The sequence below is a fragment of the Ekhidna sp. genome, from assembly GCF_040220215.1.
GTDB lineage: Bacteria > Bacteroidota > Bacteroidia > Cytophagales > Cyclobacteriaceae > Ekhidna.
Genome location: NZ_JAVJTR010000016.1, coordinates 137,326 through 164,080, shown reverse-complemented (window position 1 = coordinate 164,080; position 26,755 = coordinate 137,326). Strand labels below are relative to the sequence as shown.

The 26,755-nt window shown below is 38.7% G+C and carries 27 protein-coding genes and 1 tRNA gene; 21 read left to right on the top strand and 7 right to left on the bottom strand.

Annotated elements, in window-relative coordinates; translation table 11 throughout:
• The first annotated feature begins 6 nt into the window (after nucleotides 1–6).
• Nucleotides 7–855 carry an aspartyl/asparaginyl beta-hydroxylase domain-containing protein gene (locus tag RIC88_RS09395; protein WP_350217284.1) on the top strand — a complete coding sequence of 283 codons (849 nt, stop codon included), beginning with the start codon at nucleotides 7–9 and terminating at the stop codon, nucleotides 853–855.
• Here the strand turns inward: RIC88_RS09395 and RIC88_RS09390 are convergent.
• Nucleotides 852–1,448 carry a LicD family protein gene (locus RIC88_RS09390; RefSeq protein WP_350217283.1) on the bottom strand — a complete coding sequence of 199 codons (597 nt, stop codon included), beginning with the start codon at nucleotides 1,446–1,448 and terminating at the stop codon, nucleotides 852–854. The genes RIC88_RS09395 and RIC88_RS09390 overlap by 4 nt on opposite strands.
• Before the next feature lie 33 nt (nucleotides 1,449–1,481).
• On the opposite strand from RIC88_RS09390, the gene RIC88_RS09385 reads away from it, so the two are divergent.
• Nucleotides 1,482–2,396, top strand: coding sequence for a stealth family protein (locus RIC88_RS09385; protein ID WP_350217282.1), 915 nt, complete (start codon nucleotides 1,482–1,484; stop codon nucleotides 2,394–2,396).
• 5 nt (nucleotides 2,397–2,401) lie between these two features.
• Here the strand turns inward: RIC88_RS09385 and RIC88_RS09380 are convergent, their stop codons facing one another.
• On the bottom strand, nucleotides 2,402–3,064 hold the full coding sequence (locus RIC88_RS09380) for an FkbM family methyltransferase (protein ID WP_350217281.1): 663 nt from the start codon (nucleotides 3,062–3,064) through the stop codon (nucleotides 2,402–2,404).
• A 72-nt stretch (nucleotides 3,065–3,136) separates the two neighbouring features.
• Between RIC88_RS09380 and RIC88_RS09375 the strand changes: the two genes are divergently transcribed.
• Complete coding sequence (locus tag RIC88_RS09375) at nucleotides 3,137–4,762, top strand: cyclic peptide export ABC transporter (RefSeq protein WP_350217280.1); 1,626 nt, start codon at nucleotides 3,137–3,139, stop codon at nucleotides 4,760–4,762.
• 3 nt (nucleotides 4,763–4,765) lie between these two features.
• On the opposite strand, the gene RIC88_RS09370 is transcribed toward RIC88_RS09375, so the two are convergent.
• Nucleotides 4,766–5,671, bottom strand: coding sequence for an NAD-dependent epimerase/dehydratase family protein (locus RIC88_RS09370; RefSeq protein ID WP_350217279.1), 906 nt, complete (start codon nucleotides 5,669–5,671; stop codon nucleotides 4,766–4,768).
• Between the two features lie 253 nt (nucleotides 5,672–5,924).
• Between RIC88_RS09370 and RIC88_RS09365 the strand changes: the two genes are divergently transcribed.
• The 14 genes from RIC88_RS09365 (at nucleotide 5,925) to RIC88_RS09300 (ending at nucleotide 16,803) form a co-directional block, all read left to right on the top strand.
• Nucleotides 5,925–6,761, top strand: coding sequence for a DUF1647 domain-containing protein (locus tag RIC88_RS09365; RefSeq protein WP_350217278.1), 837 nt, complete (start codon nucleotides 5,925–5,927; stop codon nucleotides 6,759–6,761).
• Nucleotides 6,761–7,732, top strand: coding sequence for a hypothetical protein (locus RIC88_RS09360; protein WP_350217277.1), 972 nt, complete (start codon nucleotides 6,761–6,763; stop codon nucleotides 7,730–7,732). Before RIC88_RS09365 ends, RIC88_RS09360 begins: the two co-directional genes overlap by 1 nt.
• A 135-nt stretch (nucleotides 7,733–7,867) precedes the next feature.
• Nucleotides 7,868–8,638 (top strand): glucose-1-phosphate cytidylyltransferase, encoded by a 771-nt coding sequence (gene rfbF, locus RIC88_RS09355; protein ID WP_350217276.1) that lies wholly within the window; start codon nucleotides 7,868–7,870, stop codon nucleotides 8,636–8,638.
• A gap of 10 nt (nucleotides 8,639–8,648) precedes the next feature.
• Nucleotides 8,649–9,734 carry a CDP-glucose 4,6-dehydratase gene (gene rfbG / locus RIC88_RS09350; protein WP_350217275.1) on the top strand — a complete coding sequence of 362 codons (1,086 nt, stop codon included), beginning with the start codon at nucleotides 8,649–8,651 and terminating at the stop codon, nucleotides 9,732–9,734.
• Nucleotides 9,734–11,044 carry a lipopolysaccharide biosynthesis protein RfbH gene (gene rfbH / locus RIC88_RS09345; protein WP_350217274.1) on the top strand — a complete coding sequence of 437 codons (1,311 nt, stop codon included), beginning with the start codon at nucleotides 9,734–9,736 and terminating at the stop codon, nucleotides 11,042–11,044. The genes rfbG and rfbH overlap by 1 nt, the downstream gene beginning before the upstream one ends.
• The gene (locus tag RIC88_RS09340) at nucleotides 11,044–11,580 is read left to right on the top strand and encodes a dTDP-4-dehydrorhamnose 3,5-epimerase family protein (RefSeq protein WP_350217273.1); all 537 of its coding nucleotides are present in this window, start codon (nucleotides 11,044–11,046) and stop codon (nucleotides 11,578–11,580) included. Before rfbH ends, RIC88_RS09340 begins: the two co-directional genes overlap by 1 nt.
• Nucleotides 11,580–12,455 (top strand): NAD-dependent epimerase/dehydratase family protein, encoded by an 876-nt coding sequence (locus tag RIC88_RS09335; protein ID WP_350217272.1) that lies wholly within the window; start codon nucleotides 11,580–11,582, stop codon nucleotides 12,453–12,455. Before RIC88_RS09340 ends, RIC88_RS09335 begins: the two co-directional genes overlap by 1 nt.
• 15 nt (nucleotides 12,456–12,470) lie before the next feature.
• A complete protein-coding gene (locus RIC88_RS09330; RefSeq protein WP_350217271.1) occupies nucleotides 12,471–13,226 on the top strand; it encodes a hypothetical protein in 756 nt (251 codons plus the stop codon).
• A gap of 73 nt (nucleotides 13,227–13,299) precedes the next feature.
• A complete protein-coding gene (locus RIC88_RS09325) occupies nucleotides 13,300–13,764 on the top strand; it encodes a hypothetical protein (RefSeq protein WP_350217270.1) in 465 nt (154 codons plus the stop codon).
• A gap of 4 nt (nucleotides 13,765–13,768) precedes the next feature.
• Nucleotides 13,769–14,284, top strand: a complete 516-nt coding sequence (locus RIC88_RS09320) for a 4'-phosphopantetheinyl transferase family protein (protein ID WP_350217269.1) — start codon at nucleotides 13,769–13,771, stop codon at nucleotides 14,282–14,284.
• Nucleotides 14,285–14,312: 28 nt separating this feature from the next.
• Complete coding sequence (gene mltG, locus RIC88_RS09315) at nucleotides 14,313–15,347, top strand: endolytic transglycosylase MltG (RefSeq protein ID WP_350217268.1); 1,035 nt, start codon at nucleotides 14,313–14,315, stop codon at nucleotides 15,345–15,347.
• A gap of 1 nt (nucleotide 15,348) precedes the next feature.
• Nucleotides 15,349–16,131 (top strand): hypothetical protein, encoded by a 783-nt coding sequence (locus RIC88_RS09310; protein ID WP_350217267.1) that lies wholly within the window; start codon nucleotides 15,349–15,351, stop codon nucleotides 16,129–16,131.
• A gap of 3 nt (nucleotides 16,132–16,134) precedes the next feature.
• Entirely contained in the window at nucleotides 16,135–16,542 is a 408-nt protein-coding gene (locus tag RIC88_RS09305) for an acyl-CoA thioesterase (protein WP_350217266.1), read from the top strand.
• A 176-nt stretch (nucleotides 16,543–16,718) separates the two neighbouring features.
• Nucleotides 16,719–16,803, top strand: a tRNA-Ser gene (locus RIC88_RS09300).
• A gap of 480 nt (nucleotides 16,804–17,283) precedes the next feature.
• Here RIC88_RS09300 and RIC88_RS09295 read toward each other — a convergent pair.
• The gene (locus RIC88_RS09295) at nucleotides 17,284–17,628 is read right to left on the bottom strand and encodes a hypothetical protein (RefSeq protein WP_350217265.1); all 345 of its coding nucleotides are present in this window, start codon (nucleotides 17,626–17,628) and stop codon (nucleotides 17,284–17,286) included.
• Between the two features lie 185 nt (nucleotides 17,629–17,813).
• Here RIC88_RS09295 and RIC88_RS09290 point away from each other — a divergent pair, with 185 nt between their 5' ends.
• The 4 genes from RIC88_RS09290 to RIC88_RS09275 are packed head-to-tail and all read left to right on the top strand — an operon-like array spanning nucleotide 17,814 to nucleotide 22,119.
• The gene (locus RIC88_RS09290) at nucleotides 17,814–18,302 is read left to right on the top strand and encodes a nucleoid-structuring protein H-NS (RefSeq protein ID WP_350217264.1); all 489 of its coding nucleotides are present in this window, start codon (nucleotides 17,814–17,816) and stop codon (nucleotides 18,300–18,302) included.
• A gap of 12 nt (nucleotides 18,303–18,314) precedes the next feature.
• A complete protein-coding gene (locus RIC88_RS09285; RefSeq protein WP_350217263.1) occupies nucleotides 18,315–18,887 on the top strand; it encodes a hypothetical protein in 573 nt (190 codons plus the stop codon).
• Nucleotides 18,884–19,720 (top strand): hypothetical protein, encoded by an 837-nt coding sequence (locus RIC88_RS09280; RefSeq protein ID WP_350217262.1) that lies wholly within the window; start codon nucleotides 18,884–18,886, stop codon nucleotides 19,718–19,720. Before RIC88_RS09285 ends, RIC88_RS09280 begins: the two co-directional genes overlap by 4 nt.
• A 2-nt stretch (nucleotides 19,721–19,722) precedes the next feature.
• Nucleotides 19,723–22,119, top strand: a complete 2,397-nt coding sequence (locus RIC88_RS09275) for a leucine-rich repeat domain-containing protein (RefSeq protein WP_350217261.1) — start codon at nucleotides 19,723–19,725, stop codon at nucleotides 22,117–22,119.
• On the opposite strand, the gene RIC88_RS09270 is transcribed toward RIC88_RS09275, so the two are convergent.
• From RIC88_RS09270 to RIC88_RS09260, 3 genes are all read right to left on the bottom strand, one after another.
• Nucleotides 22,113–22,637, bottom strand: a complete 525-nt coding sequence (locus RIC88_RS09270; protein WP_350217260.1) for a hypothetical protein — start codon at nucleotides 22,635–22,637, stop codon at nucleotides 22,113–22,115. The genes RIC88_RS09275 and RIC88_RS09270 overlap by 7 nt on opposite strands.
• 201 nt (nucleotides 22,638–22,838) lie before the next feature.
• Nucleotides 22,839–25,541: an MBG domain-containing protein gene (locus RIC88_RS09265; RefSeq protein ID WP_350217259.1), complete on the bottom strand. Its 2,703-nt coding sequence runs from the start codon at nucleotides 25,539–25,541 to the stop codon at nucleotides 22,839–22,841.
• A 7-nt stretch (nucleotides 25,542–25,548) separates the two neighbouring features.
• Nucleotides 25,549–26,637: a right-handed parallel beta-helix repeat-containing protein gene (locus RIC88_RS09260; RefSeq protein WP_350217258.1), complete on the bottom strand. Its 1,089-nt coding sequence runs from the start codon at nucleotides 26,635–26,637 to the stop codon at nucleotides 25,549–25,551.
• Between the last annotated feature and the right edge of the window lie 118 nt (nucleotides 26,638–26,755).

The window sequence follows — 26,755 nt, the reverse complement described above, 5'->3', positions numbered from 1 at the left end:
TCACAAATGAAATCTTACATCAATCACCTCAAACTTTCTAAGCAGATAAAGTCTTTAACTGAGGGAACTAGTATTGAATCTTTACTTTACTGGTACGATCAAAAACTTAAAGACGTGCTCGGTTGGAAGGGCATTAAAAAATTCATTAGGTTTTCAATCACCTCTAAAAAGAAAGATGAAATAGCAGGTAATTACAATGTTTCCAGATTGTATTTTGGGAATCCTATCAGTGACGGTCTTTCTGCTTCTGGTGCAACCGTTTGGAACTACACAAAACTTAAAAATCCACCAATTATTCAGAATAATGATATATGTAAATTGTTGGAAGAAAATGCAGGAGATATTATTAATGAATACAAAAACAACATTGACAAAATTGTTACACACCCGGATAATAATAGTTTAGCAAAAGATGGTACCTGGTCTGGTATTTTCCTCTATGGGGTGGGTGGACAGAAGGATGAACGATATCAGGAATATTTTAAAAAGACATATGAGCTAGTGGATCAACTTCCTATCTCTAAGAATTTTGGTTTTGTTTTGATATCCAAGCTCTCAGCTGGTGTGAAGATATTACCTCATTGTGGATCAAGTAATTTGCGCTTTAGATATCATTTAGGTTTGGATGTACCTGAACCGGATAAGGTCAAAATCAGAGTTGGTCAGACATGGCAACACTGGGAAACCAGCAAAGCCTTTGGGTTCGATGATTCATTCGAACATGAAGTGCTTCATGAAGGAGAGAAAGACCGTGTCGTTCTGATTGTGGATGCATGGAATCCCCACCTGACAAAAGAAGAGATCGCCATTTTTGACAATCGTCTTTTCCATGAATTTGGAACTCGTGTGAATTAATTTTTTGGTGGGTGCCAAAGCCCCGTAGTTTCATCCCTGCTACCTCCTGTACCTAGGTAACCATACATAAGTTCCAGGTAGCCTTTGGAGTCATGTGGAACGGAGACCTGTTCGCCAAGAAACTGTACGTCCTTTAATGGGAAAACGAGTTTTTTGGGGATGTGCTGACGCTCGTTGGGGTACTTCGCATCTACAAACTGACGTAAGGTTTCTCCCTCATCATCGTAAAAGAAAATGTCAAAATCATACCCTTTGTAGGAAAAGTAAACCTTAGGGCCGGCATGGTTCTTAGAAGTATCATAAAACTTTAACCCTTTTGGCATCTTGCCTTTAAGATTCGCTACTTTCGGATAGGAACTCTTCATCATCGCTACATCTATGTCAATATCGTGAGGAATAATACTATTGGAACGATATTGACCAAGCAAGGTCCCGAAATCCAACCAAAAAGGTTCGTTGGTCTCTTTGAGAGAAGAGACGGATTGGCGAAACATTTGCTCCAGTATTTGAAGCTTTCGCTTTCGATATTGACCGGGCATTGCGAATAAAACTAAATTTGCAACTCGCTGGATATACTGGCTGATACGTAGCATTTTGCAAAAAAACATATAAAAACTGATTCGTAGTTGAAGGATTCAAACAAAGACCTACCAATTGATCTGGTTTACACCTGGGTTGATGGCAATGACCCTGAATATCTCAAGATTTATAATGAGTACGCTGAGACGCCAAAGGACATAAACCCTGAACGGGTTAGGGATACGTACGACATGCTAAAATACAGCCTCCGGTCAGTAGAAAAATATCTGCCCTGGATACGTACTATTTACATTGTTACAGCCAGACCCCAGATTCCGGATTGGCTACAGCCAAATCACCACAAGGTGAAAGTGATCCATCATGATCAAATTATTGATGAAGAGTATCTACCTACATTCAACTATAACACCATTGAAAGTTATGTTCATAAAATCCCCAATCTGTCAGAATACTTCCTCTATTGCTGTGACGACTTTCTGTTTGGCTCAGACGTTCACATTTCTGACTTCATAGATAATGAAGGTAAAATAACTGTGTTCGGAACCTTGTTCGGTGAAAATCTAAAATTCAGAATTTATGAGCGTAAACTGGATATTGTAAGTCTTGGGTTAGTGGAGCACAACCCGGTCTTCTTTAAGAAATCGTATATAGATGAATTACAAGTACATTATAAAAAGCTCTTTCATGCTACACGAGAGGCTAAGTTTAGACGCAATGACAATGTGACGATGCAGAAAGTGTATAAGCAGTGGGTTCTTAGCAATTATCGGGAGCTCGCCCGTCCAATTAAGGTAACCGAATTAATGAAAATTCATACGTTTCATAAAATCACAAATAATTTAAAGAAACAAGAAAAAGCCATTAGCGCGCTGGAACAAAAGGCTCCAAAATTCTACTGCTTGAATGACGATCAGAGAGATAACCCCAACCCAAAAGTGGTGAAATTGATTCAGGATTTTCTAACTCGAAATTATCCTGATAAGTCAGGTTTTGAGCTCTAGAAATGCTAGCTATTTATTAGTTGAGAATCAACATAAATATTATCAAGCCAATTCCCTCCCGGTTTAAGCACTGAATGAAGGTCATAACCGACTTCAATTAGCTTCTTGTGCAACCTATTCGATGGCCTTTCAATGCTCATGACCCTAAATCTAAATTTATCAAACGGAAAATCATGCAATACCTTCTCTTCATGACCCTCCACATCTAGAGAAAGATAGTCTATCACTTTAGGCGCATCATTTTCTTTCAGAATCTGAGCCAAGGGTGCAGATACCATCTTTTCACCTTTAGTATCAATGTGTCCGGTAGCTCCATCGTTGTTAAAAAACACTTCTTCCTTATTGTCTGAAACTACTGCCCTAACTGTCTTACAATTCCTGTTTTTAATCAAATGCTTGTAGAATCTCTTATTAGCCTCAATACAAATGCCATTCCAACCATACTTCTTCTCAAGAACATAAGTGTTGCTACTAGTTACTCCATTTGAACCTCCTAGTTCCACAAACCAACCTCCTTCTTTTCCATTTAACAACTCAAGAACTATCTTATCTTGATTAGCCTGTGATAGATATGAGAATGACTTGAATAGGTTCTCAAAGACAACCAACAGCCTTACCGGCAATTGAAGCCCATGAGTAATAAGTTTTTCAAAAATGTATCTCTTCATTGCTCAATAATAGCTATCATTTTATTAAAAAATCCAACTGCTCAATTATTTAGACTTTAGATTTGCGGCCTCATGCAAGTAATACGTCTCCTACTAGGATCCTCAAAGAAATTATTTCTAATCGCAGCTTTTACCAGTGTATTGACCGGCCTTTTTTCTACAATGGTCATCAAGACCATCCATGAGTCTATTCAGGGTGAAGAGTTTCAGCTAAACCTGTTCATACAAAAGTTTGCCTTCTTTTGGATTATGTATGGAACGCTATCTGTGATTTCGTCATACGCCGTTTCCAAGCTTACTCAGAAAATCATTCATCAGCTGAGAATAAAACTTTCTAATAGTTTCTTGAAGGCAACTTTTGAAACGATGGAGCATAATCAGAAAAAAATGCTTCCAATATTGACTGAGGATATTAAAACAATTGCTTATTCGATAGACAGACTGCCAAATGTAACAACCGGTCTTGCATCTATAATAGGCATCCTTGCCTATATGGTTTGGTATTCACCTCTTCTATCCGGAGCTACAGTCTTGATATTTGTAATGGTGTTTCTATTCACAAAAGTGCTACTACCCTACATACGCAAATACGAAGGGCAATCCAGAACACATCTTAATGACATATTTGATTACTTCCATGGATTGGTTTTCGGAATTAAGGAGTTGGTACTGAATAAAGAGTCGCAGAAAAGATTTCTGAAGGATTTCATCATCCCCTCAAGTCACAAGCAAAATCAAGCTTACCTAAAAGAAAGCGTCGCGGCGGCCATAATGAACAGGGCAACTGATATGATCTTACTATTGGGTATTGCTGGGCTAATAATAGCCGTTTTCAAACTCCAATTTGTTACCCTTGAATTTTTCGGCCATTACTTAACGCTGGTACTTTTTACTCTGGCCCCACTGTCGACGGCAGCAGGATTCTTTAGTGGCTTAAAAAGGCTGGATGTTGCTCTTGAGCAAATTACGAAAGTAGGATTGGAGCTTAAGCCTGACAGTGAATTCAATGAAGGAATGCAGCCACTTGATGAACCTGAAAACAACAAGCAAGTAATAAAGCTGGAGCAAATGAAACACAGCTATTATCATACTGACATAGACCAGCATTTTGCGATGGGGCCTATTGATTTGTCAATCAATAAAGGAGAAATGCTTTTCATCGTAGGAGGAAATGGAAGTGGAAAGACAACCCTTGCCAAATTGTTATTAGGACTTTACTCCCCCCTTTCAGGTAAGGTATATTATCGTGGGCAGGAGATTACGGAAGATAACTTATCGACATATCGATCAAAGTTTTCGGCAGTTTTTGTAGACTCATACTTGTTTGAGGACTTCTTGAACGTAGACAAAGAATACCTGGCAGAGCACGGAGAGAATCTAATTAAAATGTTCAATCTTGAGAACAAGGTGAAAATTAAAAATCACAAGTTCACAACCAAGAATCTATCCGAAGGCCAAAAGAAAAGATTGGCACTTATAATCTCAATTTTGGAAAACAAGGACATCTATCTCTTTGATGAATGGGCGGCTAATCAGGATCCTCTTTTTAAAGACATTTTCTATACCCAGATTCTTCCATTTATTCAGAAAATGGGTAAAACCCAGATAGTCATTACACATGACGATAGGTACTTCGATCTTGCAGATAGGGTAATTAAGCTGAGGGATGGGAAAATAAGTGATTACCGAGCACAATAATCTTCAATTCCCCAATAATTGATCGATTCCCACTTCAATTGAAACAAGAGGTTTCCATCCTGTTAGTTTCTGTACTTTCTTAACTGAGAGAATATTCGTATCAACATCAAAATTGCGGTCTTCCAGGTGAATAATATCCAAAGGTCGGTCAATCAACTTTTCAAAAATCACGCTAAGTTCTTTCAGAGAAATTCCCTTACCGGTTCCTAGGTTCAGGGTTTCATTATTCAAGTTTATACAATTAAGAATTCCTTTACATAAATCATCAACATGAATAAAGTCTCTGGTCAATACGCCTTCGCCAACCATTTTTATTGGTTGATTATTTTTGATCATATCAACCCAATGCCCAATAACCCCTAAACCTTTCTTTAAACTAAATCCTTGACCATATAAGTTTGAAGGTCTTAGAATTACGAATTGAAGACCATTTTGCACACTGGCTTCCCGGATTGCCTGCTCAACTTTCAATTTTATTATGCCATAAGCTGAAATGGGATTCGTTGGATGCTCCTCATCTATCGGCAAATATTCAGGTTCCCCGTAGACTGTGCCCCCTGATGAAATAAATATCATTTTGGCATTCTTGTTTGTGCAAACATCAATAACGTTCTTGGATGCCTCCCAATTCAATTGCTTTTCAGCTTCTATGTCTGCACCAGTTACGGCAGGGTTTGATTTCCATGCGAGGTGTATCACTTTATCTCCTTCTTCAACAAGATCATTAAGTGCACCTGAATCACTAGCCAAATCAATTTTATGTTGAATAAGGTTAATATGTTGATCTGACTCAATTTCTGTAGAATGAATATCAAGGAGAGCTGCAGACCTTATTCCGAAATCTGAAAGATGATTTATAAGGTTTTTGCCCAAAAACCCATTGGCTCCAGTGATAATTATTTTTCCCAAATTATGTCTTTTTGGTTTACAGCTCAGCTACTTTTTTTTAAACTGAAATTGCAAAATAAACCAATTAGGTACAGATCGATCCATAAAGTAGGAATTCCACATCTAACATGCTGAAATTTTAATATGGTTTCATTCGGTTATTTACCTTTGCGAAATATTCAACACTGAATCTCAGTGAGTTCTCAAAAGCATTTTAAGAAATTTTACGCCATTCTACTCCTATTTACTTTATTAACACTTCATTGGTAGATTAATGTCGAAACAAGATAATTACATCATTTCCGCAGGTGATGAAAATTTTTACCTATGCTTTAAGCAACTCATGTATTCGTATGAGAGACATCACGAATATGATAACAGCAAAATCGTATTTTTTGACCTGGGATTGAATGATCAACAAAAAGCTGAATTGGAAGATAAAGCTCAGGAAAACGATTGGTTAGAAATTCGGATGTTCGACTTTTCAAAATACCCAAGCTACTACAACCCTAAGAATCAAAATTATGCATGGAAGCCCACGTTGATTCATGAGGTTTTAGAAGAAAAGAAGGGAAATTTATTCTATTTAGATAGTGCCAACCTTATCCTAAAAAACCTCAAGCCAATTTGGGAAACCATTGAAAGTAAAGGAACCTATGTTCCCTTATGCGGTACCGGATTGCTAGAAGAGTGGACACTTGATCAAACCCTTGAATACCTCAATGTATCTGATGCGCTCCGTAAATCAAGAAACAGGGCCGGTAATACCTGTGGGTTTTCATATCACCATCCAGAGGTCAGGGAATTGGTCAAACAATGGAAGAATTTTGCGGCTATAGAGGAGTGTATTCATCCTCATGGCGCTAATAGAAACAATCATAAAAGTGATCAATCCATTTTAACAATTCTTTTATTACAATTTCAGGAGAAAGGTGCGATTGAATTAACCCAAGACGAAGTGGATATTAGCTGCTCCAGACCAACCAAGTATATAAGCGTAAGAAAAAAAGTCAGTGAAAAAATGATCCTTCCCATTGGCCCATTGACTTATATTTATTTTTTGATACAAAGACAGATTGACATTTTAGTAAATAAAATAGCTGGGAATTGATGCAAATAATTTTAATAACTATCGCAACAATTCTTGCACTTACATTCATTGGAATTAGTGCATACAACTTTCTTTCTGGCAAGAGTTTAATAAAGGATGTAATTCATTTTTATTCGCTAAAGAAAAAATCTGTTGCAGATCTGGATGAAGATTGGGTTAAAGCAAAGATTAAATCAGATATAATTATCTCATTAACTACCATTCCTGAGCGAATTGACAGCATTGAACTAACTATTAAAAGCCTGCTTTACCAGAAAAAACAATCAGCTCGAATCCATTTAAACATTCCATATGTTTCCTTTAGAAATCAAAAAGAATACGTAATTCCGGAATGGCTAAAATCCCTTAAATCCGTAAATATTGTTCGAATAGAGGAGGACTTTGGGCCAGCATCTAAGTTCATTCCTTCACTAAAAAAATTAGAACCTGATCAACCGATATTGGTTGTTGATGACGATAATATTTATCCACCAAACTATGTGAAGGATTTTGATGAGGCCGGAAAAGAACACCCCGATATTATACTTGCAGCAAGTGGATGGAGAGTGCCTGACGATCTTATTGACAAATCAACAACCCTATTGAGTAATATCAAACGAATCCCTCCTACTCCATTACCAGGAACCCGAATTAACCATTTATTTCGAACCGATATTATTCAAGGGTATTCCGGTTACTTGCTAAGGCCAAAATTTTTTGATCTGGATGCTATTGATAATTATGACGGAGTTCCACAAAAGGTCCGTTTTGTAGATGATGTGTGGGTTAGTGCCCAGGCAAAAGTAGAAAAGTTCATATTTCCAATATCCAGGTTTTGCTATGTCCCTTTCTTTCAGAATGATTTTTACAAAGCATCTAGTCTGGCAAAAATCAATAATTACAACCGTGTTGACAATCGGGACAGAAATAATTCTATTGCCTTGCGTTTTTTCGAAAAGAAATGGGGCAAGGATAAAGAAAGCTTGACCTAGCCAGATTCTTAAATTTCCTTTTACAGCTAGGATTCTTATAGTACTAGCACATATGTAACTGTTATCAGCTAAAAGAAAGTATTAAAGCCGGATAAAGTGGTTCAAACACTTAACTTTGCGGCGAATTATTTTTTTATGAAAGTAGTAATACTAGCAGGTGGCCTTGGAACTCGTCTGAGTGAGGAAACTCACTTGAAACCAAAACCAATGGTTGAAATTGGTGGTAAGCCCATACTATGGCACATCATGAAGATATATTCAAGCTTCGGCTTCAATGAATTCATTATTTGTCTTGGATATAAAGGATACATAGTTAAAGAATACTTTGCTAATTACTTTTTACACCAGTCAGATGTGACTTTTGACCTTTCAAATAATGAAGTTGTTTATCACAAATCAGAAGCTGAAGCCTGGAAGGTGAGTTTAGTGGACACGGGAGATAAAAGTATGACCGGTGGTCGCATCAAGCGTGTAAAGGATTACATCAATGGCAGTCCATTTCTTTTGACCTATGGTGATGGTGTAGGGAACATTCAGGTCAATGATCTGGTACAATTTCATAAGGATCAGGGAAAGTTATTGACAGTGACTGCCGTTCAGCCAGCTGGTCGCTTTGGTGCGCTGAATCTTGACGATCAAAATAATGTAGAGTCCTTCATGGAAAAACCAAAAGGAGATGGATCATGGATCAATGGAGGCTTCTTTGTCTGCCAGCCAGAGGTTTTGGATTATATTGATGACGATGCAAGTATCTGGGAAAGAAAACCCATGGAGACGATTGCGAAGGATAATCAAATGGCAGCCTTCAAGCACAAGAACTTTTGGAAGCCCATGGACACAATGAGAGATAAGCTGGAGTTGGAAAATCTTTGGGAATCCGGTAATGCACCCTGGAAAATCTGGTAAAGAATTTCATGTGAAAAAGGCCGAAATAAATTTAATTCAAAGTACCTATAGAGGGAAAAAAGTATTCCTCACCGGTCACACCGGATTTAAGGGCTCCTGGCTATCCATTTGGTTAGAGAAGTTAGGTGCAGAGGTTTTCGGGTACAGTCTTGCACCGGAAAACGATTATGACCTCTACAATCAGCTTAATTTTTCTGATCGCCATACGTCACTGTTTGCAGACATCCGGGATAAAAAAAAATTCGAGAAAAGCATTTTAAATTTTAATCCGGACTTCATTTTTCATCTTGCAGCACAGCCATTAGTTAGATACTCATACCAACATCCAGTTGAAACCTATGAGACTAACGTAATTGGTACCGCTAATTTGCTAAACAGCATGCGGAAGCTCACGAAGAAATGTGCAGCAATTTTCATAACTACGGACAAGGTTTATCACAATAATGAATGGGAATATCCTTACAGGGAAAATGATCGTCTGGGTGGTTATGATCCATATAGTTCTAGTAAAGCATGCTGTGAGTTGCTTATTGACTCTTTCAGCAATTCTTACTTTAATAATGCCAATTTTAAGGAACATAATATTTCAATAAGCAGTGCGCGAGCAGGGAATGTGATTGGTGGTGGTGACTGGGCGGCAGACCGAATCGTACCGGATATAGTAAGAGCACTCAAGGAAGGTCAAACGATTGAAGTAAGAAATCCTCATTCAGTGAGGCCCTGGCAGCATGTCATAGAGCCATTGGGTGCTTATCTTTTGCTGGGCGCACGCTCATACAATGATCACGTGGGTGGAGCATGGAACTTTGGGCCTAATGCAAACGATATACTTACTGTTGGGGAACTAGTGGATCATGCCATTAGCATATGGGGCGAAGGAGATTACACAACACCACAGAAAAACGATGATCCACATGAAGCCGGATTATTGATGCTTGATATAAGCAAGTCACAAAGAAAATTGAATTGGAACCCCAGGTACTCATCTAAACAAGCAATTGAAATGACCATTAATTGGTATAAGAATTTCAAAGAAGGTGCTAGTGCGAACGAATTGATAAAAAACGACATTGATAACTATCTAAATATAAAATGATGGAATTAAAGAATTTGGTTGATGAAAACCTGATAAATTCTTTGAGGGCGATTGCTTCAGAAAAAGTTACTCAGAAAATAATCCCAGGAGAGGACTATATTCCAGTAACTGGAAAAGTGCTCGACGAAAACGATTTACTATTAGGTGTTGATTCTGTGCTTGATGGTTGGCTTACTGCAGGGCGATTTGGGAAAAAGTTTGAGTTCCAATTCGCTAAATATTTTGGTAGCAAATCTTCTATTTTGGTTAATAGCGGATCCTCTGCAAACCTGGTGGCCTTTTATACATTGACCTCTCCCAAATTAGGTGATCGGGCAATCAAACCGGGTGATGAGATCATCACTGTAGCTGCTGGCTTCCCAACCACAGTCAATCCAATGATCCAGTTTGGAGCCGTTCCTGTATTTATTGACATAGATATACCTACTTACAATGCAAAAGTTGAGTTAATAGAGCAGGCGATCTCACCTAAAACCAAAGCCATTATGATGGCACACACGTTGGGAAATCCCTTCGATCTTAAAGTGGTCATGGATATTGCGCAGAAGTATAACCTTTGGGTGATCGAAGATGATTGTGATTCGCTTGGAGCTACTTATAATGATCAAAAAACAGGCACATTTGGTGATCTCGCAACCGTAAGCTTTTATCCAGCTCACCATATCACCATGGGTGAAGGTGGGGCTGTCCTCATCAATAACATAAAGCTAAAAATGCTCGCAACAAGCTTTCGAGATTGGGGACGAGATTGCTATTGCGACCCTGGAAAGGACAACACTTGCAACAAAAGATTTCAATGGCAACTTGGAGAACTCCCGCTAGGGTATGATCACAAGTACACTTACAGTCACATTGGTTTCAACCTGAAAGTGACTGATATGCAGGCAGCCATCGGACTTAGCCAACTAGAAAAAGCAGATCACTTTGTCCAAAGAAGACGAGAAAACTATGCTCTTCTTTATAGCAAAATGAAAGAGTTTGAGGAGTATTTCATACTACATGAGCCAACACCCGGATCAAATCCCAGCTGGTTTGGATTTATGCTTACCATAAGAGATGGAGCTAATATCGACAGACATGAATTGGTTCAACACCTTGAAGCAAATAAAATTGGAACACGGTTGTTGTTTGCAGGAAATTTGATGCGTCAGCCTGCATACACTCAAATACAAAAAAGAACCGTTGGTTCATTTGAAAATACAGACAAGGTGATGAATGATTCGTTTTGGCTAGGTGTATGGCCGGGGCTAAACGAAAATCACTATGAGTATATATCAGCTACCATCAGGGAGTTTCTGAAGTCTAAATAATGGAGTTTAACCCAACAGACATATCTGGCTGTTGCCTACTTACTCCTTTTAGTCATAGTGATGATCGAGGTGGTTTTGTGAAATTCTACAATGCAGATGCTTACGCGAAAAGTGAATTAGATTTTCACATTAAGGAGATTTATTATTCATCCTCAAAAAAGAATGTATTTAGAGGATTTCATTTTCAGATGCCTCCTGCTGATCACACCAAGATTGTCAATTGCTTTACAGGATCAATCATAGATTTTGTCCTGGATTTAAGAAATACTTCCGAAACGTACGGAAAGTGTATTGCCCTAGAGATCAATGCAGAAAATAAACAAGCGGTATACATACCTAAAGGGTGCGCACACGGTTTCCTTTCGTTGGAGGATGATACAATTGTTACCTACCTCCAGGAAACAGTTTATAATCCGGATGCCGATAGTGGAATTCTGTGGTCTTCGGTTGACATGCCTTATGAAATAATAGACCCAATCTTATCTCCAAGAGATCAGGGTTTTCAAAGTTTACAACAATTTAAAAGTCCATTCTAGTGAGAATCTTAATGACAGGGGCAACCGGATTCATTGGATCAAATCTTCTGAATACTTTGTTAGGATCACATGAAGTCGGCATACTCATTCGGCCGAATAGCAAGGTTAATAGCAATGCCACCAATCATGCCGCCACCGGGTATGTTTATGATGGCAACCTTGATTCTATTTTAGATGCATTCGACTCATTCAAACCAGATGCTGTCATCCACCTGGCTTCTTACTATGTGTTTGATCACAAGCCAGAGGAGATTGACATACTGCTGGAAAGTAATCTTAAAATCGGCACTTACCTTCTGGAGGCAATGAAGCTAAAAGGCGTGAAGTATTTCATAAATACGGGTACCTCCTTTGAGCACTTTGGTAAAGAAGAAAGAGAGGTAGTTAACCTCTATGCTGCAACAAAACAAGCATTTGGGAATCTATGCAAGTACTACTGTGATGCGGGCTACATAAAAGCTGTTACCATAAAACTATTTGATACATACGGAGAGAACGACCCAAGAAAAAAGCTACTCAGTCTTCTTAAAGAAAATTTGAAGACGAAGAAAGAGCTTTTGCTATCTCCCGGCGAACAAATCATTGATATTGTACATATTAACGATGTTGTAAATGCTTTTCAAATGGTTTTAGACAAAATGCCAAATTACAAAGAAAGCTATTTGGAATTTGGTCTTAGCAACAATCAGAGATGCTCCTTAAAAGATTTGGTAAGCCTTGTAGAAAAAGTTGCCGGCGAAAAAACAAATATTAAATGGGGTGCGAGACCGTATCGGGACAGAGAGGTAATGAATCCATGGAAAAACTTCACCCCACCACCCGGATGGAAGCCTCAAATCACACTTGAGGAAGGTATTAGAAGATTTTTAGCATAGAAACAAAGTACTGTAATGAGTCATAATAATGAAATCAATTTGCTTGTGGCTGTCACGAACCATATGCACAATAAAGAGGCAATTACTCTGAAAAAAGCATTTGAGCAATACGTCGACACTATCTTGATTGACAATGATTCCACCTTTGCAAACGATGAAGAAAAAGGTTTTTTTGATTACACCTTAAAGGGAGCATACTACAACGGGCAAATAAATCAAGCCTATGAGCATTTAAAAGATCATCATACGCATTTACTCATCATAAACTCGGATATCACAGTAGATGATTTTGAGCAATTAATCGAAAGAATTAAGAACGTTTATGCGAGACACCCTGAAGTAGGGGTTTATGCCCCGTCTGCTCACTATTCACCTCACAACCATATGGCAGACCTGGGAACGAAAGATATCCGCAAAGTGACTTTTACAGATGGATTTTGCTACGTGATCCCAAAAGGTTTCCTAGACATACTATGCCCTATCGACCTGAGTATTAACAGGATTGGACATGGAGTAGAAATATTTCTTGGTTTTTTAGGAATGAAATATAAGAGATGGACTGTGGTGGACGACTTTTTAATGGTACATCACCCAAGCGGTAGTGGCTACAGTAGCAAAGAGGCCAGAAAACAAAGAGACGACTGGTATGCAACAAAAAGCCGAGCAGCACAAGTTTTTCATTATTGGGTTTCAAAAGACATTCTGAAAAATCGCTTTGGATATGTTTTTATGAAATTCCTGATGCGTTTCTACCTCCCGTCTGATAATTGAGTCTTAAACCAAAAGATAATTAGCTGAATACTATTATTAACTTTGCAACAGCAAAAAAATTGAAAGCATCTAAATGAAAGCATATCTTATTATCATCTTGATATTTTGTCTGGGTTGTGTTTCTAAAACAAAAAAATCACCGCCATCAGAAAGTGCCGAAATCGAGACTAAAAAAGAGTCTAAAACAGAAAAATCAGATTTCTATGTGAAATTCACCAAAGTGGATAATAGGGCTCATGTATACATTGATGACTCGTTGATTTACAAATCAGATTATACCCTTGGGGGGGCTAACGAAGTAGCCTATGAGGTTGATATTAGCAGCTACATAAATAATTCAGAGAAATTGAAAGTTGTTCTATACAATGGGGTAGAACCATATGATGAACAAGTAGACACCTACTGGGAAATAATGTATGATCTCATTCTAGATGGGGAAGTTGTTGATTTCATACATGAGCAAGAACAAGAAAACATCGTTGGTGTAGCTTTTGAAAGTGAGTATATAATAGAAGAATGGAGACTCAACGCTAAATAAAAGAATGATAGGAATAGACATAGTCGACCTAAAAGATCCTTCGTTTAAAGAACGAAGTGAAAGGAGTCTTGACCTCATTAAAAACGAAAATGATTCGATAATCGAGCACCCTCGTTTATTCTGGATTCTTTGGTCTGCGAAAGAAGCCATTTTTAAATGCAAAAGAGAGCCTTTGAATTTTGCTCCTAAAAAGATTCCTGTATTGATCAAAGAAGAGAATGGTCATGTCACCTTTCAGTCAGAGGGTATAAAAGGTAAGGTGGAAATTACTGATGAGTTCATACTCTCCATCTGCGGGGATTTAGAAAATTCAACCTATGAAACTTTTGAAAAACCGAATCAAAATTGGAGCGAAGGAATTCGATTTTTAGTCATTGAATTTTTCCGTGAAAAAAACCTGGATTACCATATAGGGTCAGACGAACTAAACCTCCCGGTTATTGAGCCTGCCAAAAAAGAAATATCCATTTCGCATCATGGTCGTTATGGTGCAGTAGCATTCCCGAAAAGTCTGCTGTAGTCCAATCTCTCATACTATTTTTGCACGCATGCGTAAAAAATACATCCTCGGCGTTTTTCTCGTGGTGTTCACCATGATGCTTTCATCCTTTTCCTTTTACACCTATCAGATCCTTTATACACCTAATGTTCTTATAGAGCAGGATGATCGATACTTTGCTATTCCAAAAGGCACAACTTTCAAACAGCTTCAAAACAAACTGGCCGAAGAGCGAATCGTGAATGACCTGGTTTCATTCAGCTTTCTGGCAAAGCTTAAGGACCTGGATACCAATGTGAAAAATGGAATGTATCTGATCAAAGGGGATATGACCAATGTGGAATTAATCAATCTGTTGAGGTCCGGAGCACAAACTCCAATATCTCTAACTTTCTCAAATGCTCGTCTACTAAAACAACTCCCTAAAATACTTACTCAAAGCCTGGAGATAGATTCAGCTGATCTAGCTCCAGTACTTCTGGCTGATACAACACCTGCTCACTATGGGTTTACAAAAGAAACGTTTATCAGCATGTTCATCCCTAATACCTATGAGGTGTACTGGACAGTGACTCCTGAAGAATTACTGAACAGGATGAAAGCTGAATATGATCGGTTCTGGACGGAAGAGCGCATTCAAAAAGCCAAGCAACTTGGCATGACTCAAAATGAAGTTTCAACGCTGGCTTCCATTGTTCAGGGAGAGACCAATAAAATGGATGAAGCACCCACCATTGCAGGTGTTTATATCAATCGACTAAAACGAGGAATTCCTTTGCAGGCAGATCCAACATTGGTTTTTGCAATAGGTGATTTTAGTATCCGAAGGATTTTAAACAAGGATAAAGAATTTGATTCACCATACAACACTTACAAAAGTCGTGGCTTACCTCCCGGCCCCATAAATATGCCGAGAATTCCTGCTTTAGAGGCTGTTTTAAATTATGAGGACCATAGTTATCTATACTTCTGTGCCAAGGCTGATTTCTCAGGATATCATGCATTTGCCAGAACTTTAACGGAGCATAACGCAAATGCCCGTAAATTTCAGCGAGCTTTGAATCAGGAACGAATCTACAGATAGCATGAAGAGAAAATTAAATCAATTACTCCTGGCTATTTTAATAGCTTTTGCATTTGGTTGCTCCAAAGATGATTCCATTCAATCGAAATTAACTCTTGAAGGGAAACAAGTATCACAGGTATTTGAAGACGGGCAGCTAACCACCAGATATACCTACAAGCCAAATGGTCTATTGGATACCGTTCATTTCTATTCAAAGTTTTTTGCATCCGGATTGTTTGCAACATCGGAATACAACAGTGACAACCTAATCGCATCCCAGGAGTATTACCGAAACACGTCAGAAGGACCCATTCCAACAGGATCAATAACATTTTCTTACAGCAATGGTATGGTTGTGGAATATTCATCGATTAATGAAAAAAACACTTTCAAATATGAAAATGGAAAGTGTGTTGAATGGTCCAGATACCAAGACGATATCTTAGAGGAAAAGAAATCATTCATTTACGACCAAAATGGAAATATCAAGGAAGAACTAAAGACAGATTATGACAATGGCGAACTTTTTGTCAAGATAAAGATCGAATATGAATACGATTCTAACCATTCACCTGAATCATACATCTACCAACTCACACCGGGCTTCCCGACTTCTCAGAATAATATTACATTAAGAAATCAGACTGTAATCGATTCCGCACCAGGCACCAGTTTTTTTGTAGCGGATTCAAAATATGAATATGAATATGATCTAGATGGATACCCGATCAAATCTATTAAGTCATATATGGCTGATGGTGATTGGATTCAGGATACGGTTACTGAATATACTTACTTTTAAAAAATGTACACCCACGAAACTCACATACGCGTACGATATGCCGATACTGATAAAATGGGCTTTGCCTATTATGGCAATTATCCGAAATATTATGAAATCGCTCGGGTGGAAGGATTCAGAGCTTTAGGGTTTCCATACAAAGAGATGGAAGGTGCAGGTGTTGGGATGCCGGTACTAACTATGAACATCAAATACCACGGACCTGCTAAGTATGACGACTTGCTTTCTGTCAAGGTTATTATTCCTGAAATGCCACGTGCCAGAATGAAGTTTCTTTATGAAATAAAAAACGAAGAAGGCAAGCTGATAAACACGGGGGAAACTGTTCTGGCCTTTATGAATATGGAGACCGGAAGGCCTGTAAAAATGCCGGAACGAATGAAAGAATCAATTTCTCCTTTTTTCGAGTGATTTGAATTTGTCTCTTTCCTAAAAACGGCTACTTTTGCGTTCCCATTTTCGCGCACTCGCAATGAATGGGAGTAGAAACAACTACTTAAAAAATGTTTAGATCACAGAGGAGTGGCAGACTTGCCTCCCGAAGTGTAACGAAGGGAAGGGTGGTCGAAAGCGAGTTCTGAAAATACAGAGGAGTGGCAGAGTGGTCGAATGCGGCGGTCTTGAAAACCGTTGTACCGCGAGGTACCGGGGGTTCGAATCCCTCCTCCTCTGCAAGCAATTACCCAGCACAGTGTGCTGGGTTTTTTTGTTTACAAGCGAATTGAACTTGTTCAAATGAGCGATGTAAATGAAGAAACCGAACGGAGTGAGGGTAATTGCTTGCATCAGACCCCTAAAAGGGATCACGTAAGTAATCCCCTAGCCTTTTTCATTTTATAATGGTTGGGTTCGAAAACACGTAGGGGGTTCGAAATGGAGCAAAGCGGAATTCACGAGGGGCTGTGCGGCATGGGTGCGAGTATGAGTAATCCCTCCGAGCTTGCTCGATAGATCATTACTTCTGATTTTTCTTGCGATAAGAAGCAAAAGCTATAAAAATTAATGCTAATATGATCAGAGGGATATCGAAAGGATAAATATAATCCTCAAATAAAATGCTTAGGAGTAGAACTCCTATACCAACTGTAATTGAAAGCCATTCAAAATCAAATCTCATTTAATAATATTAGTATAAAATCACTTAATTCTACTCTAGGTTAAGTAACCAAAGACTTCAATTGTATAGGCAATTACACTAAGAATCAAATATATTACGTTAGTCTTTTTCCTGTATATGAGCAGATATCCTAAAATGAGAATAAAAATCACGCACATTGAAATCAACATCAAATATTTGCCCTGTATGTTAAGTAACTGAGATAATCTCAGAATGAACAATGGAGCAATTATCAATAATGTTTTCTCTTTAACAGCCTCTAAAACTAACCAAGCAATAAATGCTGTATTGAAGTAAAATAAATAGGGCAAACCAAGCAATAAGTTTAATGCCCATGTCAAATAAAAGCCACCAAAAGAGATAATGATCCACTTCTTCATTCTGCTCTAATTTAATCCATCCCATTTTCCCATTCCTACCCTCTAATTCTCAAATCGAGAATTTCCCCCATTCTTAAAACTATTTCTTGAGGGTACTGTATCAATTGGAACACTATTTGAGTTAAAGGGATTGTTCTCAAACAAGAACCAATTGAAATAGACTATCATTTAAATTTTTTATGAAAATGACAAAGAAGTATAACACTCCCTCTCCGCTCTCGCTGGTCATTCTGCTGGCGTTGGTTTTCGGGTTTTCTGCATGCAAAAACAAAAAGCAGCTCGCAGACATGAGTGATACCCAGGAGATTAAAGAACAAATGGCACAGGAAGAAATGGAAGAGGAAATTCCGGAAGAAGAACCTGAGGAGCGCGTGGTAAAGAAAGAACCATCCAAAGAGTTAAAGCTGAACAACTATTTTTCGGCGATCTCCTCGGCATCATCTACCGCTTCGGCCAATTCAAGCATTCAGGAGGCGCTCACTATGTTTAGCAACTCAGAGGCTCCTGTGCTTATCGTAATCTATAAAGAGGGCGGCAAGCCCAGCTACGATGAGCCTACTACCATCGGGAAGTATCTGAACTATCTGAAAGACACCAAAAACAATAAGGCCAGAGTGGAAGAAGTGATCTACGATGCGAATGGCAAAATCAAAGAACTGGTTCTAAGAAAATAAACACAAACAGACATGAAGAACATAAAATATATACTACTATCCCTCACCATCCTTTTTGCAATGAGTGGATATGCACAAAGCAATGTAGACCCGAGCAGAAAACAGGCAATCGATTCGCTTGCCCTGGAAAAAGTGAAGGATCTCAGCAAATACATCAGCATCATCGGAAATAAGGACACCCAGTTTTCGGAAGCCAAGCGTGTGATGGACCGGGCTGAAGAGCTTTTTGCCCCGGCAAGTGAAATGGGTGTTTCTTCCCTGGAAAGAGAAGAAATTAGCTACTACAAAGTGCGCGAGTATTTTGAGCGACTGATGGCGTTGAATTACGACAAGGTGACTATCAAATGGTACGACATTCACTATGTGAGCGACCTGGAACAACAACCGGATGGTACTTATGTAGGTGTGATCACTATTTATCAGCGTTTTGAAGGATCGTCAAAAGATGGCCTTAATTACAAAGACACAACCAAGAAAGACATCACAATTTACGTGAAGAAAAAAGAAACTCAGATTGCCGGTAGAATCATTGAGTTCTGGGATGTGTTGTTAGGTGACATCAGAGTAACCGAAACATCCGCATGAGAGTCATTTTAGGACTCATCCTTTTAACAATATTTTTTCAATCATCGGTAGGTCAATCCGGCCTTACCGATGATATGAAAGAAACTGAAGAACAACTATCTGCGTCCAACAAGCAGATCAATCAATTTTTCAGACGATTCAATGGTGAGGAAGATGAAGACGGTAACCGATACTTTGCTTCCGATAAAAAATATCGGGATGCATCGCTTCGCAAAAAATATATCCCCTCGCTTTTTGATATCGAAACAAGTCGGATAGACCCTAATGCTGCCCGGGATTTTCTTAAGGTTATAACAGATAAAAAAGATCCTGTATATCTAAATTTCCATCAGGATGATTGGTTTGCAGAGGTCAGTACTGAATTTACTTACAAAGGAAAAAATATATCCGGGCTATTGTACATGAGGCTGCAGCAACAAGGTCAGGGGTATGAATGGATAATTGAGGATGTCGCTTTTGACCAATTTCAAAACCTATTCGATAAAGACACCACGGCTTCAAAAAAATTCATGCATCCACTCAGTCATGAGCTGGATTTTATGACCATACGTAAAGCATTTAATGACAACAATCACATAGAGCAGTTTACCGCTCGAAACTACGCGCCTGACTTCCTGACAATTTTCATTTATGAAATGAATCAGGGGAATATGAAGTTCAAGACGATTAAAAATGTGAAATTCCATTTCTTTTCAGTGGACGGATGGTATTTCTCCCTTGCCAACTTCAACCGTCCCGGCTATAATTCCGGATGGCTTATTTCAGGTCTGGTGCCACTGGAAAACGAATCACAAAAACAGCAACTGAAGAACTACATCTATAACAAAAATTGAAATTGATCAAGTACGCCACATTCCTGTTGACATTCTTTATTGGGCTTGGAACCCATGCTCAGGCACCATCTGACTCTACCAATTACGAAGAGGTCAGAAGCTTGTTGAATTTCTATGAATACATGCTCAACTCAATTGGCTCCCCGAAAACCTCGACAAGGGACAAGGAAGTCATCATTACCGAGAGCTACAAAAAGGTTTTTGCGGATAATCGTGTGCAAATTGAGGATGACTTACTGGATGATCGTAAGGTCATAACCAACAAAGACGTAACAGCATATCTGCGAGATGTTGATTTCTTTTTCAATGATATCCAGTTTGATTTTGATGAAGCTGAAATAAAAAAACTTGAGCGCCCGAATGGGCTTGGCTATTATCTGGTGTCGTTTGAAAGCAGTATCGATGGTGTGACGCTGGAGGGCGAATCCTATAAGAAAAATCAAAAACGATTTCTGGAAATCAATGAGGATGAAGATGAGGCTGACTTAAAAATCGTCAGTGTTTATAGCACCAAGGTGAGTCGGGAGAAAGAGTTGCAGAATTGGTGGTTCAACTTGTCCTTTGGTTGGAAAAATACCTTTAAATCTTATGTCTCATTTGATAGTATTACCTTCAAAGTATTGGAGCAAATAGTAGATATCGATAGTTTGAATCTAGAGGGCGACCCATACAGTCAGGACATTGAACCCTTGGTGGCTCTACGTGAATTGCGCTACTTAAATATTTCGAACACAAAAATCAAAGAACTTGAACCACTTCGGTATTCGATGGGGTTGGAAACTCTTCTTGCAAGTAATTCATCTATTGAAAACATTGAAACACTTCAGTATTTTGATAAGCTGAACCACCTCGATATTTCAAAGACCCGGGTTGACGATATCACACCTATTGGTAAGCTGAATCAACTCGCCCATTTAAACATTTCAGGGACTTATGTTTTCTCATTTGACGCTTTAAGCAGACTAAACAAGCTTACGTATGTCAATCTTACTGATACTGAATTTGCTGACCTTCAATTACTCTCCGGGAATAAAGAACTAAGCACCTTGCTTGTTGCCCAATCGAAAATAACTTCTTTAATTCCTGTCAAACACTTAAATAATGTTACGGAATTGGATGTTTCAGAAACCCAGATTTCAAATCTTGAAGGACTTGAGTCGCATCCTTCGTTACAAAAAGTATCATTTAATCGAACTAATGTTTCTGACCTGAATCCACTATTCGAAGCTAAAAAACTCAAAAAGGTATATGCTGATTACACCAGTGTCTCTGAACAGACAGCTGCTACTTTTATGAGTAAAAGACCGGCTGTTTTAGTTGTCACAAATAGTGAAAAGGTTTTGGAATGGTGGAAAGGATTGTCGGCCAATTGGAAGCATGTCCTTGGAGAGATCGGAGGTATTGATGCGATCACTCCGGATAAGGATGATCTTATCAAACTCATTAATCGTGACTCTCTGAACCTTAGCAATAAAAAGCTATATGAGCCCACTCCTCTGATGAAATTCAAGAGGGTAAAGCACCTTGATGTCAGTCAAAATCTTTTTACCTCATTCGGGTTTACAGCTGAAATGCCTGAACTAACATTCCTCGATGGTACAGACTTACCCGTTGAGTCAAGCAAAGGTCTGGAGAAAAATTCCAACTTGAACCAGTTGATTTTAAAAAGCAGCTCAATCAAAGAACTCAATGCTCTTCGCGTGCTTAAAGACCTCCGGTTTGTAGACGTTGACAACACACCTATTGGACAAAGTGAAGTAGCAGATCTACTGAATTCATCCGATGACATTATAGTTGTTTTTCAATCTGAGAAATTAAAAACCTGGTGGTCAGAACTCTCGTCAATCTGGAAGAAGGCATTTGATTTAAAAGAAACCGATAGCAAGGCGCTCCATCGATTGATCGAAAGTGAATCCATCACGATAAAAGATCAGCCAATTATTTCGCTTGAGCCGCTGAATGCCTTCATTAATCTCAAAGAAGTGATACTGGATAATGTGAGAGTTAATTCACTTGCTGAACTATATAAACATACATCCATTGAGTCGATCACATGCACCAACGGTCCGCTTCAATCACTGGAAGGAATTGCTAAGCTAACTTCTCTAAGTCACTTAAATATCAAGAATACAGCCATTGATGACCTGAAAGATTTGGAAGACATGCAATCAATGAAACATCTAAACTGTGCAGGAACAAGCATCAAAAATCTGAAAGGAATTGATGATTTGTATAACCTGGAAAGTCTGGATGTGAGCAACACACGTGTATGGAAATTGCAACGGCTCTATGACATGCAAAACCTAAAGAAACTTGTTTGCTACAATACTCGCCTAAGACAGCATACAATTGATGATTTTCAGGAAGTATTTCCTGATTGCGAAATCAACTTCTATTGACTCATTGATAAACTTCGCTGCAAAAGATATATTTCCTCATCCGTGCAAAGTTCTGACTGAGACAGAAAGTGAAAAATATATCTGCCATAAGATTTATCCAGTTGCATTGAGTTGATGCTGGACATATTCTGAATGATCCTCTGAGTATCTTCTTCTATATGGGTACTCATCCCTAAAAATGATGGGAGGTTGAATTCAATGGCTAGCCGTAAGAATCGTATTTCCACATTATCTGGGTCTTCAGTTACAGCATTCTCCATTTGCTTGTCGTATTTCATTACCTGAGCTAGCTTATTGAAAGGGTTCCAAACCACTTGTGCTAAAAGTGCTTCAGAAACGGCCTGATAGGCTTTTACTGTTGAAGGTGGGTTTTCAATCTTTTTCAAATAGTCATAAAATCTTCGGGATTCTTCGGGATTCTGAACCACCGCAGAAAATTCTGACCGTATGTCATTTAATGTTTGACCAAAGAGATAAGGCGCTGAGAGTAGCAATAAAACTGATATTAATGTTTTCACATCAATATAAACCTACTCGGTATTGAAACTGTTTTGAATCTCACGCAAATAGTCAGCAAGTTGACTTTCTAATTCAGCTCAAAATCATCCGCATCTTCCTGAATCTGTTTGAGCTATGTTAATTGACTAAACATAAAAAAACCGATCTCATGGAGATCGGTTAAAAGGCTAACCAAATTCATGTCAGCGTGCCTAAGGAATTTATCGTTTTACGATTCGAATAAAAGATGCAGAGGTGTCTTTTATCAGATGAACCAAATAGATTTGATTCGGAAGATCACTAATGTGATAGGTTTCGCTCATACCCTTAAATGATTTTACAAGCTTACCATCATTGGAATAGATATCAACTCGATCAATCCTTTCAGTTGACTTCACTGAAAACCCTTGAGTAATAGGGTTTGGATAAATCTCCAATTCACCAGATTCAATCAATCCTAATGCTTCTTCAATGGTTAGTGTTCCATTTACCAATGTCAGTTCATAGTTAAGCGCATTTCCACCCTCCAACACAATTTCATAGGTACCAACACCACTATTGGACTGGGCCGCTGTAGTCGCTGTAGGAGAAGTGATATTTGCTTCTGTATCATCGTTTTTAAATCCCAGATAAGACATTGTCAACTCTGGAATTTCATCTCCCTCCTTGATGATGTGATCATCCGCAGTAACTGTGAGTGACGCTTTTGTAACGGTCAAAGTCCCTGAATGGTAATTGAAAAAATAGTTGTCATCACTTCCATTATCTACCAAAATTTGATAATCACCAACATTGCTAAATTCATCAGCAGTTGTAGTTGCTTCAGGCCATTCATCCAACACCGATTCGTTTTCATTATTTACAAAACCTGTATAAGTCAATGAAAAATCAGGATTAGCATCACCGTACGTCCTTTGTTTATCATCTGCTGTGATATGGAGTTGTGCCTGTGCAATTTCAATGATCCCACTTTCATATTGAAAGTCATAATTATTATCCTGTCCATTCATCGCAAGAATTTCCTGAGTGCCGGCATCCTGAACAGGAACAATGAGTTCAGGAAGCTGATCAATCACAGATTCATCTTCATTGTTCATAAATCCGGAGATTGTGCGGGTGAGTTCAGGAAGAGCGGCTCCATAAGTGCTTGTTTTATTATCAGGCTGCACTATTAGTAGTGCCTTCTCAATAATCAGCTCTCCATCCACGGCCTCTAGTGAATAATTATCATCCATCCCAACAGTAACTTCTATTGGTACAATACCAACATTCGTGAATGTTGTAGCATTGACACTAATTGTTGGTAATTCATCGAGCACTTCTTCATCCTCTCCATTCACAAATCCTGAATAGTAAAAGGTTAAAGTAGGATTCGCGGTACCGTAGGTCTTGATTTGAGAATCAGCGATAACAGCCAGTGATGCTTTTTCGATTGATAGTGCTCCCGGATTACTCACAACTTCATAATGATTGTCGGTAATACTAGAAAGGGAAATTTCATAGTCTCCAACAGGACTTTCATTGGTCGCTTCTACAGTGGCAATAAGTTGTTCATCAAGCACACTTTCCGTTTCCTGATTACGAAATCCCTCATAGCTTATGGTTAACTCAGGATTGTCATCACCATACGTCTTGGACAGATTATCTGCTGTGGCAGTTAAAATGGCCTTAGATACGGTAAGGTCTTGCGATACCGGTGTTGCCTCAATGTAGGAATCATTACCACTTTGACTAGCGGTGATAATTACATCTCCTACCCCAATGGCAGTTACAGTATTACCACTTATTACCGCTATTGATTCATCTGAACTTGAATATTCCAAGGCAAGCTCAGATGAAGATGATCCATTCAATTCAAACACATCCTGATAGTAATAGATGTCCAATTCATTGAATGTTATTATTTGTCCTTGCTTATTTTCATAGACAAACTCACCCCTGGCAACAATGCTCCACATCCCTTTGTCATCTTTTACCCTCACGTTGAGTTGGTGGGTATCAAAGGAAAGTGAAGATGGATCGAGCGTAAATGTCATATCAACCAATGAAAGAGGTTCATCAATCGGAATGGCTGTGGCCGCTCCATATCCGGGATCCGTATCAATGAAATACTCTGCAGCAACAATCGCTGTTGCAATTGTCTCAGTCTCTTCAGCCTGGACGTAAAAAGTCCTCATTTCGATCACGCTCCACTGCCCTAAATCGTCTTTTGCTCTAACGGACAATTGATGGAATCCAGTTGAAAGCCCTTCCATATTAATTGAAAGGTTTTCTTCAACGCTACCTGATAATGAGGTGATCTCTATCATGTTAGCATTTCCAACCCCCGGGTCTGGGCCAAAAAAATATTCAGCAGCTGCTACGAAAGATGCAGTAATCGTTCCTTGATTTTTCTGTATATAGAAGGTACGGCTTTCGTGCAGACCCCAGTTACCCAAATCGTCACGGGTTCTAATGCAAAGCTGATGGAAGCCTTCACTTATGCCTTCACTCGAGATTATCCAACTCTCCTCGATTGCAGACAGTTCACTAACAGGTAATGAAATTCCATTACCTATTCCTGGGTCACTATCCACAAAGTACTCAGCACTGGAAATGACCGTCACTAGATTGCTTTCAGAATTTTCCAGAATGTAAAATGTCCGGCCTTCTACCAAGCCCCATGCCTGGTTTTCGTCCTGCATGCGTATATATAAATTGTGAAAACCTGCACCTAAACCTTCAACAGAAATGTCAAATGAAGAGATTAAAGAAGCCCCTGGTGTTATGCTTAATTCAATACCATTGCCAACCCCCGGGTCGGTATCAAAATAGTATTCGGCCCTAATGATTTGAGAGGAAGCATTCAAGGGTGACACTATCATGATGATCAACCATAGCCCAACCAGGGCTTTGATTAATCCAACGCATTTTTGCGCCCTCATTTTAGTATCAATTAACGACTTTAGCCTTTACATTCACGTTGATCGTTCCGCCAATACCAACAGATGCATTTTGAATATCCATCTTAGTAATTTGTGGAACAGCAGGGAAAGAACTGTGGATGTAAGGAGCCGCTGATTCAGTAACTGGCCATGGAGTAATACCTCCAGTAATGCCTATATCAGTTCCATCTGATCCCGCATTCTTGGCAGGAGATGTATCCCTGAGACGGTAGTCATCTGTAAACTCAAAGCTGAAATTTGCGGCAGCATTAAATGAAGGATCTGTAGCTTCCAAATTTCCTCCCGTGGTGTTGGTGCCATAATCAAAATCGGTAGCTCCAGGCCCAAAGGAAATGTTGTTGGTAAAGGTGCAATATTTACAGTGATCCTGTGTTGACCCTACACCTGCCCCATAGAATATATTATTCGCAAAAATGACTCGCTCATTATAAAAATGCATTGTACTATTGACTACACTCGACAAAAAGATATTGTTACTCACTAATATGCTGCTGCTTACAAAATATAACAAAGTGTTAGATGGGTTAGTGAAAATATTATTTCGTATAATCACATTAATTACGTAAGGTTGAGAATTTTTGAAACCAGATCCATTAATAGTAGCTGTTATAATATTATTTTCAATAATAATATCACTGGCACTATTAAGACCAATGGAATAAATGTGGTTTCTTTTAAATCGTAAATCCTTTATTACACTCTCGAAATCGGATACACTTATACTATAAATCTCAAATCCTTCTATTGAAGAGCCGGATGGATCTGAGACGAAGACAGGGAACGTTTGTTCGGTAATGATAAATGTTACAGAACCAACAATAGATTTTAACCCAAATTGATTGTTAGGATTATATCCGGCACCTATCAGGCTAAGCTTTTTGGAGATGGTAATATTTCCATAACTCTGAAGCGAACCAGAGACGTAAATGGTATCACCGGGAGAAGCGTCATCAATAGCAGACTGCAAGTTTGTGTAATTGGCGGAGCTGTTCAGGTTATTATCTACTGTAATAATGGTGGCATGAGCGTACACAAGCGTCAACCACACTGCTGAAAAAAGTATGAACTTTTTCATTTTATTTCTTGAAATGGGGTGAATGTAGATACAAAAAAAATCTCTTGCAATACCCCTTCAGAGGTATTTAGAGTTGATTTTGTAGAAATGACTTTCTTGATCTTCTAAATAATTCAAT

What these genes read in the sequence shown, in the direction of transcription:
- RIC88_RS09395 (WP_350217284.1), top strand. Translation starts at nt 7, where the DNA reads ATGAAATCTTACATCAATCACCTCAAACTTTCTAAGCAGATAAAGTCT.
- RIC88_RS09390 (WP_350217283.1), bottom strand. Translation starts at nt 1,448, where the DNA reads ATGCTACGTATCAGCCAGTATATCCAGCGAGTTGCAAATTTAGTTTTA.
- RIC88_RS09380 (WP_350217281.1), bottom strand. Translation starts at nt 3,064, where the DNA reads ATGAAGAGATACATTTTTGAAAAACTTATTACTCATGGGCTTCAATTG.
- RIC88_RS09375 (WP_350217280.1), top strand. Translation starts at nt 3,137, where the DNA reads ATGCAAGTAATACGTCTCCTACTAGGATCCTCAAAGAAATTATTTCTA.
- RIC88_RS09365 (WP_350217278.1), top strand. Translation starts at nt 5,925, where the DNA reads ATGTCGAAACAAGATAATTACATCATTTCCGCAGGTGATGAAAATTTT.
- RIC88_RS09360 (WP_350217277.1), top strand. Translation starts at nt 6,761, where the DNA reads ATGCAAATAATTTTAATAACTATCGCAACAATTCTTGCACTTACATTC.
- rfbF (WP_350217276.1), top strand. Translation starts at nt 7,868, where the DNA reads ATGAAAGTAGTAATACTAGCAGGTGGCCTTGGAACTCGTCTGAGTGAG.
- rfbH (WP_350217274.1), top strand. Translation starts at nt 9,734, where the DNA reads ATGGAATTAAAGAATTTGGTTGATGAAAACCTGATAAATTCTTTGAGG.
- RIC88_RS09340 (WP_350217273.1), top strand. Translation starts at nt 11,044, where the DNA reads ATGGAGTTTAACCCAACAGACATATCTGGCTGTTGCCTACTTACTCCT.
- RIC88_RS09330 (WP_350217271.1), top strand. Translation starts at nt 12,471, where the DNA reads ATGAGTCATAATAATGAAATCAATTTGCTTGTGGCTGTCACGAACCAT.
- RIC88_RS09325 (WP_350217270.1), top strand. Translation starts at nt 13,300, where the DNA reads ATGAAAGCATATCTTATTATCATCTTGATATTTTGTCTGGGTTGTGTT.
- RIC88_RS09320 (WP_350217269.1), top strand. Translation starts at nt 13,769, where the DNA reads ATGATAGGAATAGACATAGTCGACCTAAAAGATCCTTCGTTTAAAGAA.
- mltG (WP_350217268.1), top strand. Translation starts at nt 14,313, where the DNA reads ATGCGTAAAAAATACATCCTCGGCGTTTTTCTCGTGGTGTTCACCATG.
- RIC88_RS09310 (WP_350217267.1), top strand. Translation starts at nt 15,349, where the DNA reads ATGAAGAGAAAATTAAATCAATTACTCCTGGCTATTTTAATAGCTTTT.
- RIC88_RS09305 (WP_350217266.1), top strand. Translation starts at nt 16,135, where the DNA reads ATGTACACCCACGAAACTCACATACGCGTACGATATGCCGATACTGAT.
- RIC88_RS09295 (WP_350217265.1), bottom strand. Translation starts at nt 17,628, where the DNA reads ATGAAGAAGTGGATCATTATCTCTTTTGGTGGCTTTTATTTGACATGG.
- RIC88_RS09290 (WP_350217264.1), top strand. Translation starts at nt 17,814, where the DNA reads ATGACAAAGAAGTATAACACTCCCTCTCCGCTCTCGCTGGTCATTCTG.
- RIC88_RS09285 (WP_350217263.1), top strand. Translation starts at nt 18,315, where the DNA reads ATGAAGAACATAAAATATATACTACTATCCCTCACCATCCTTTTTGCA.
- RIC88_RS09280 (WP_350217262.1), top strand. Translation starts at nt 18,884, where the DNA reads ATGAGAGTCATTTTAGGACTCATCCTTTTAACAATATTTTTTCAATCA.
- RIC88_RS09265 (WP_350217259.1), bottom strand. Translation starts at nt 25,541, where the DNA reads ATGAGGGCGCAAAAATGCGTTGGATTAATCAAAGCCCTGGTTGGGCTA.
- RIC88_RS09260 (WP_350217258.1), bottom strand. Translation starts at nt 26,637, where the DNA reads ATGAAAAAGTTCATACTTTTTTCAGCAGTGTGGTTGACGCTTGTGTAC.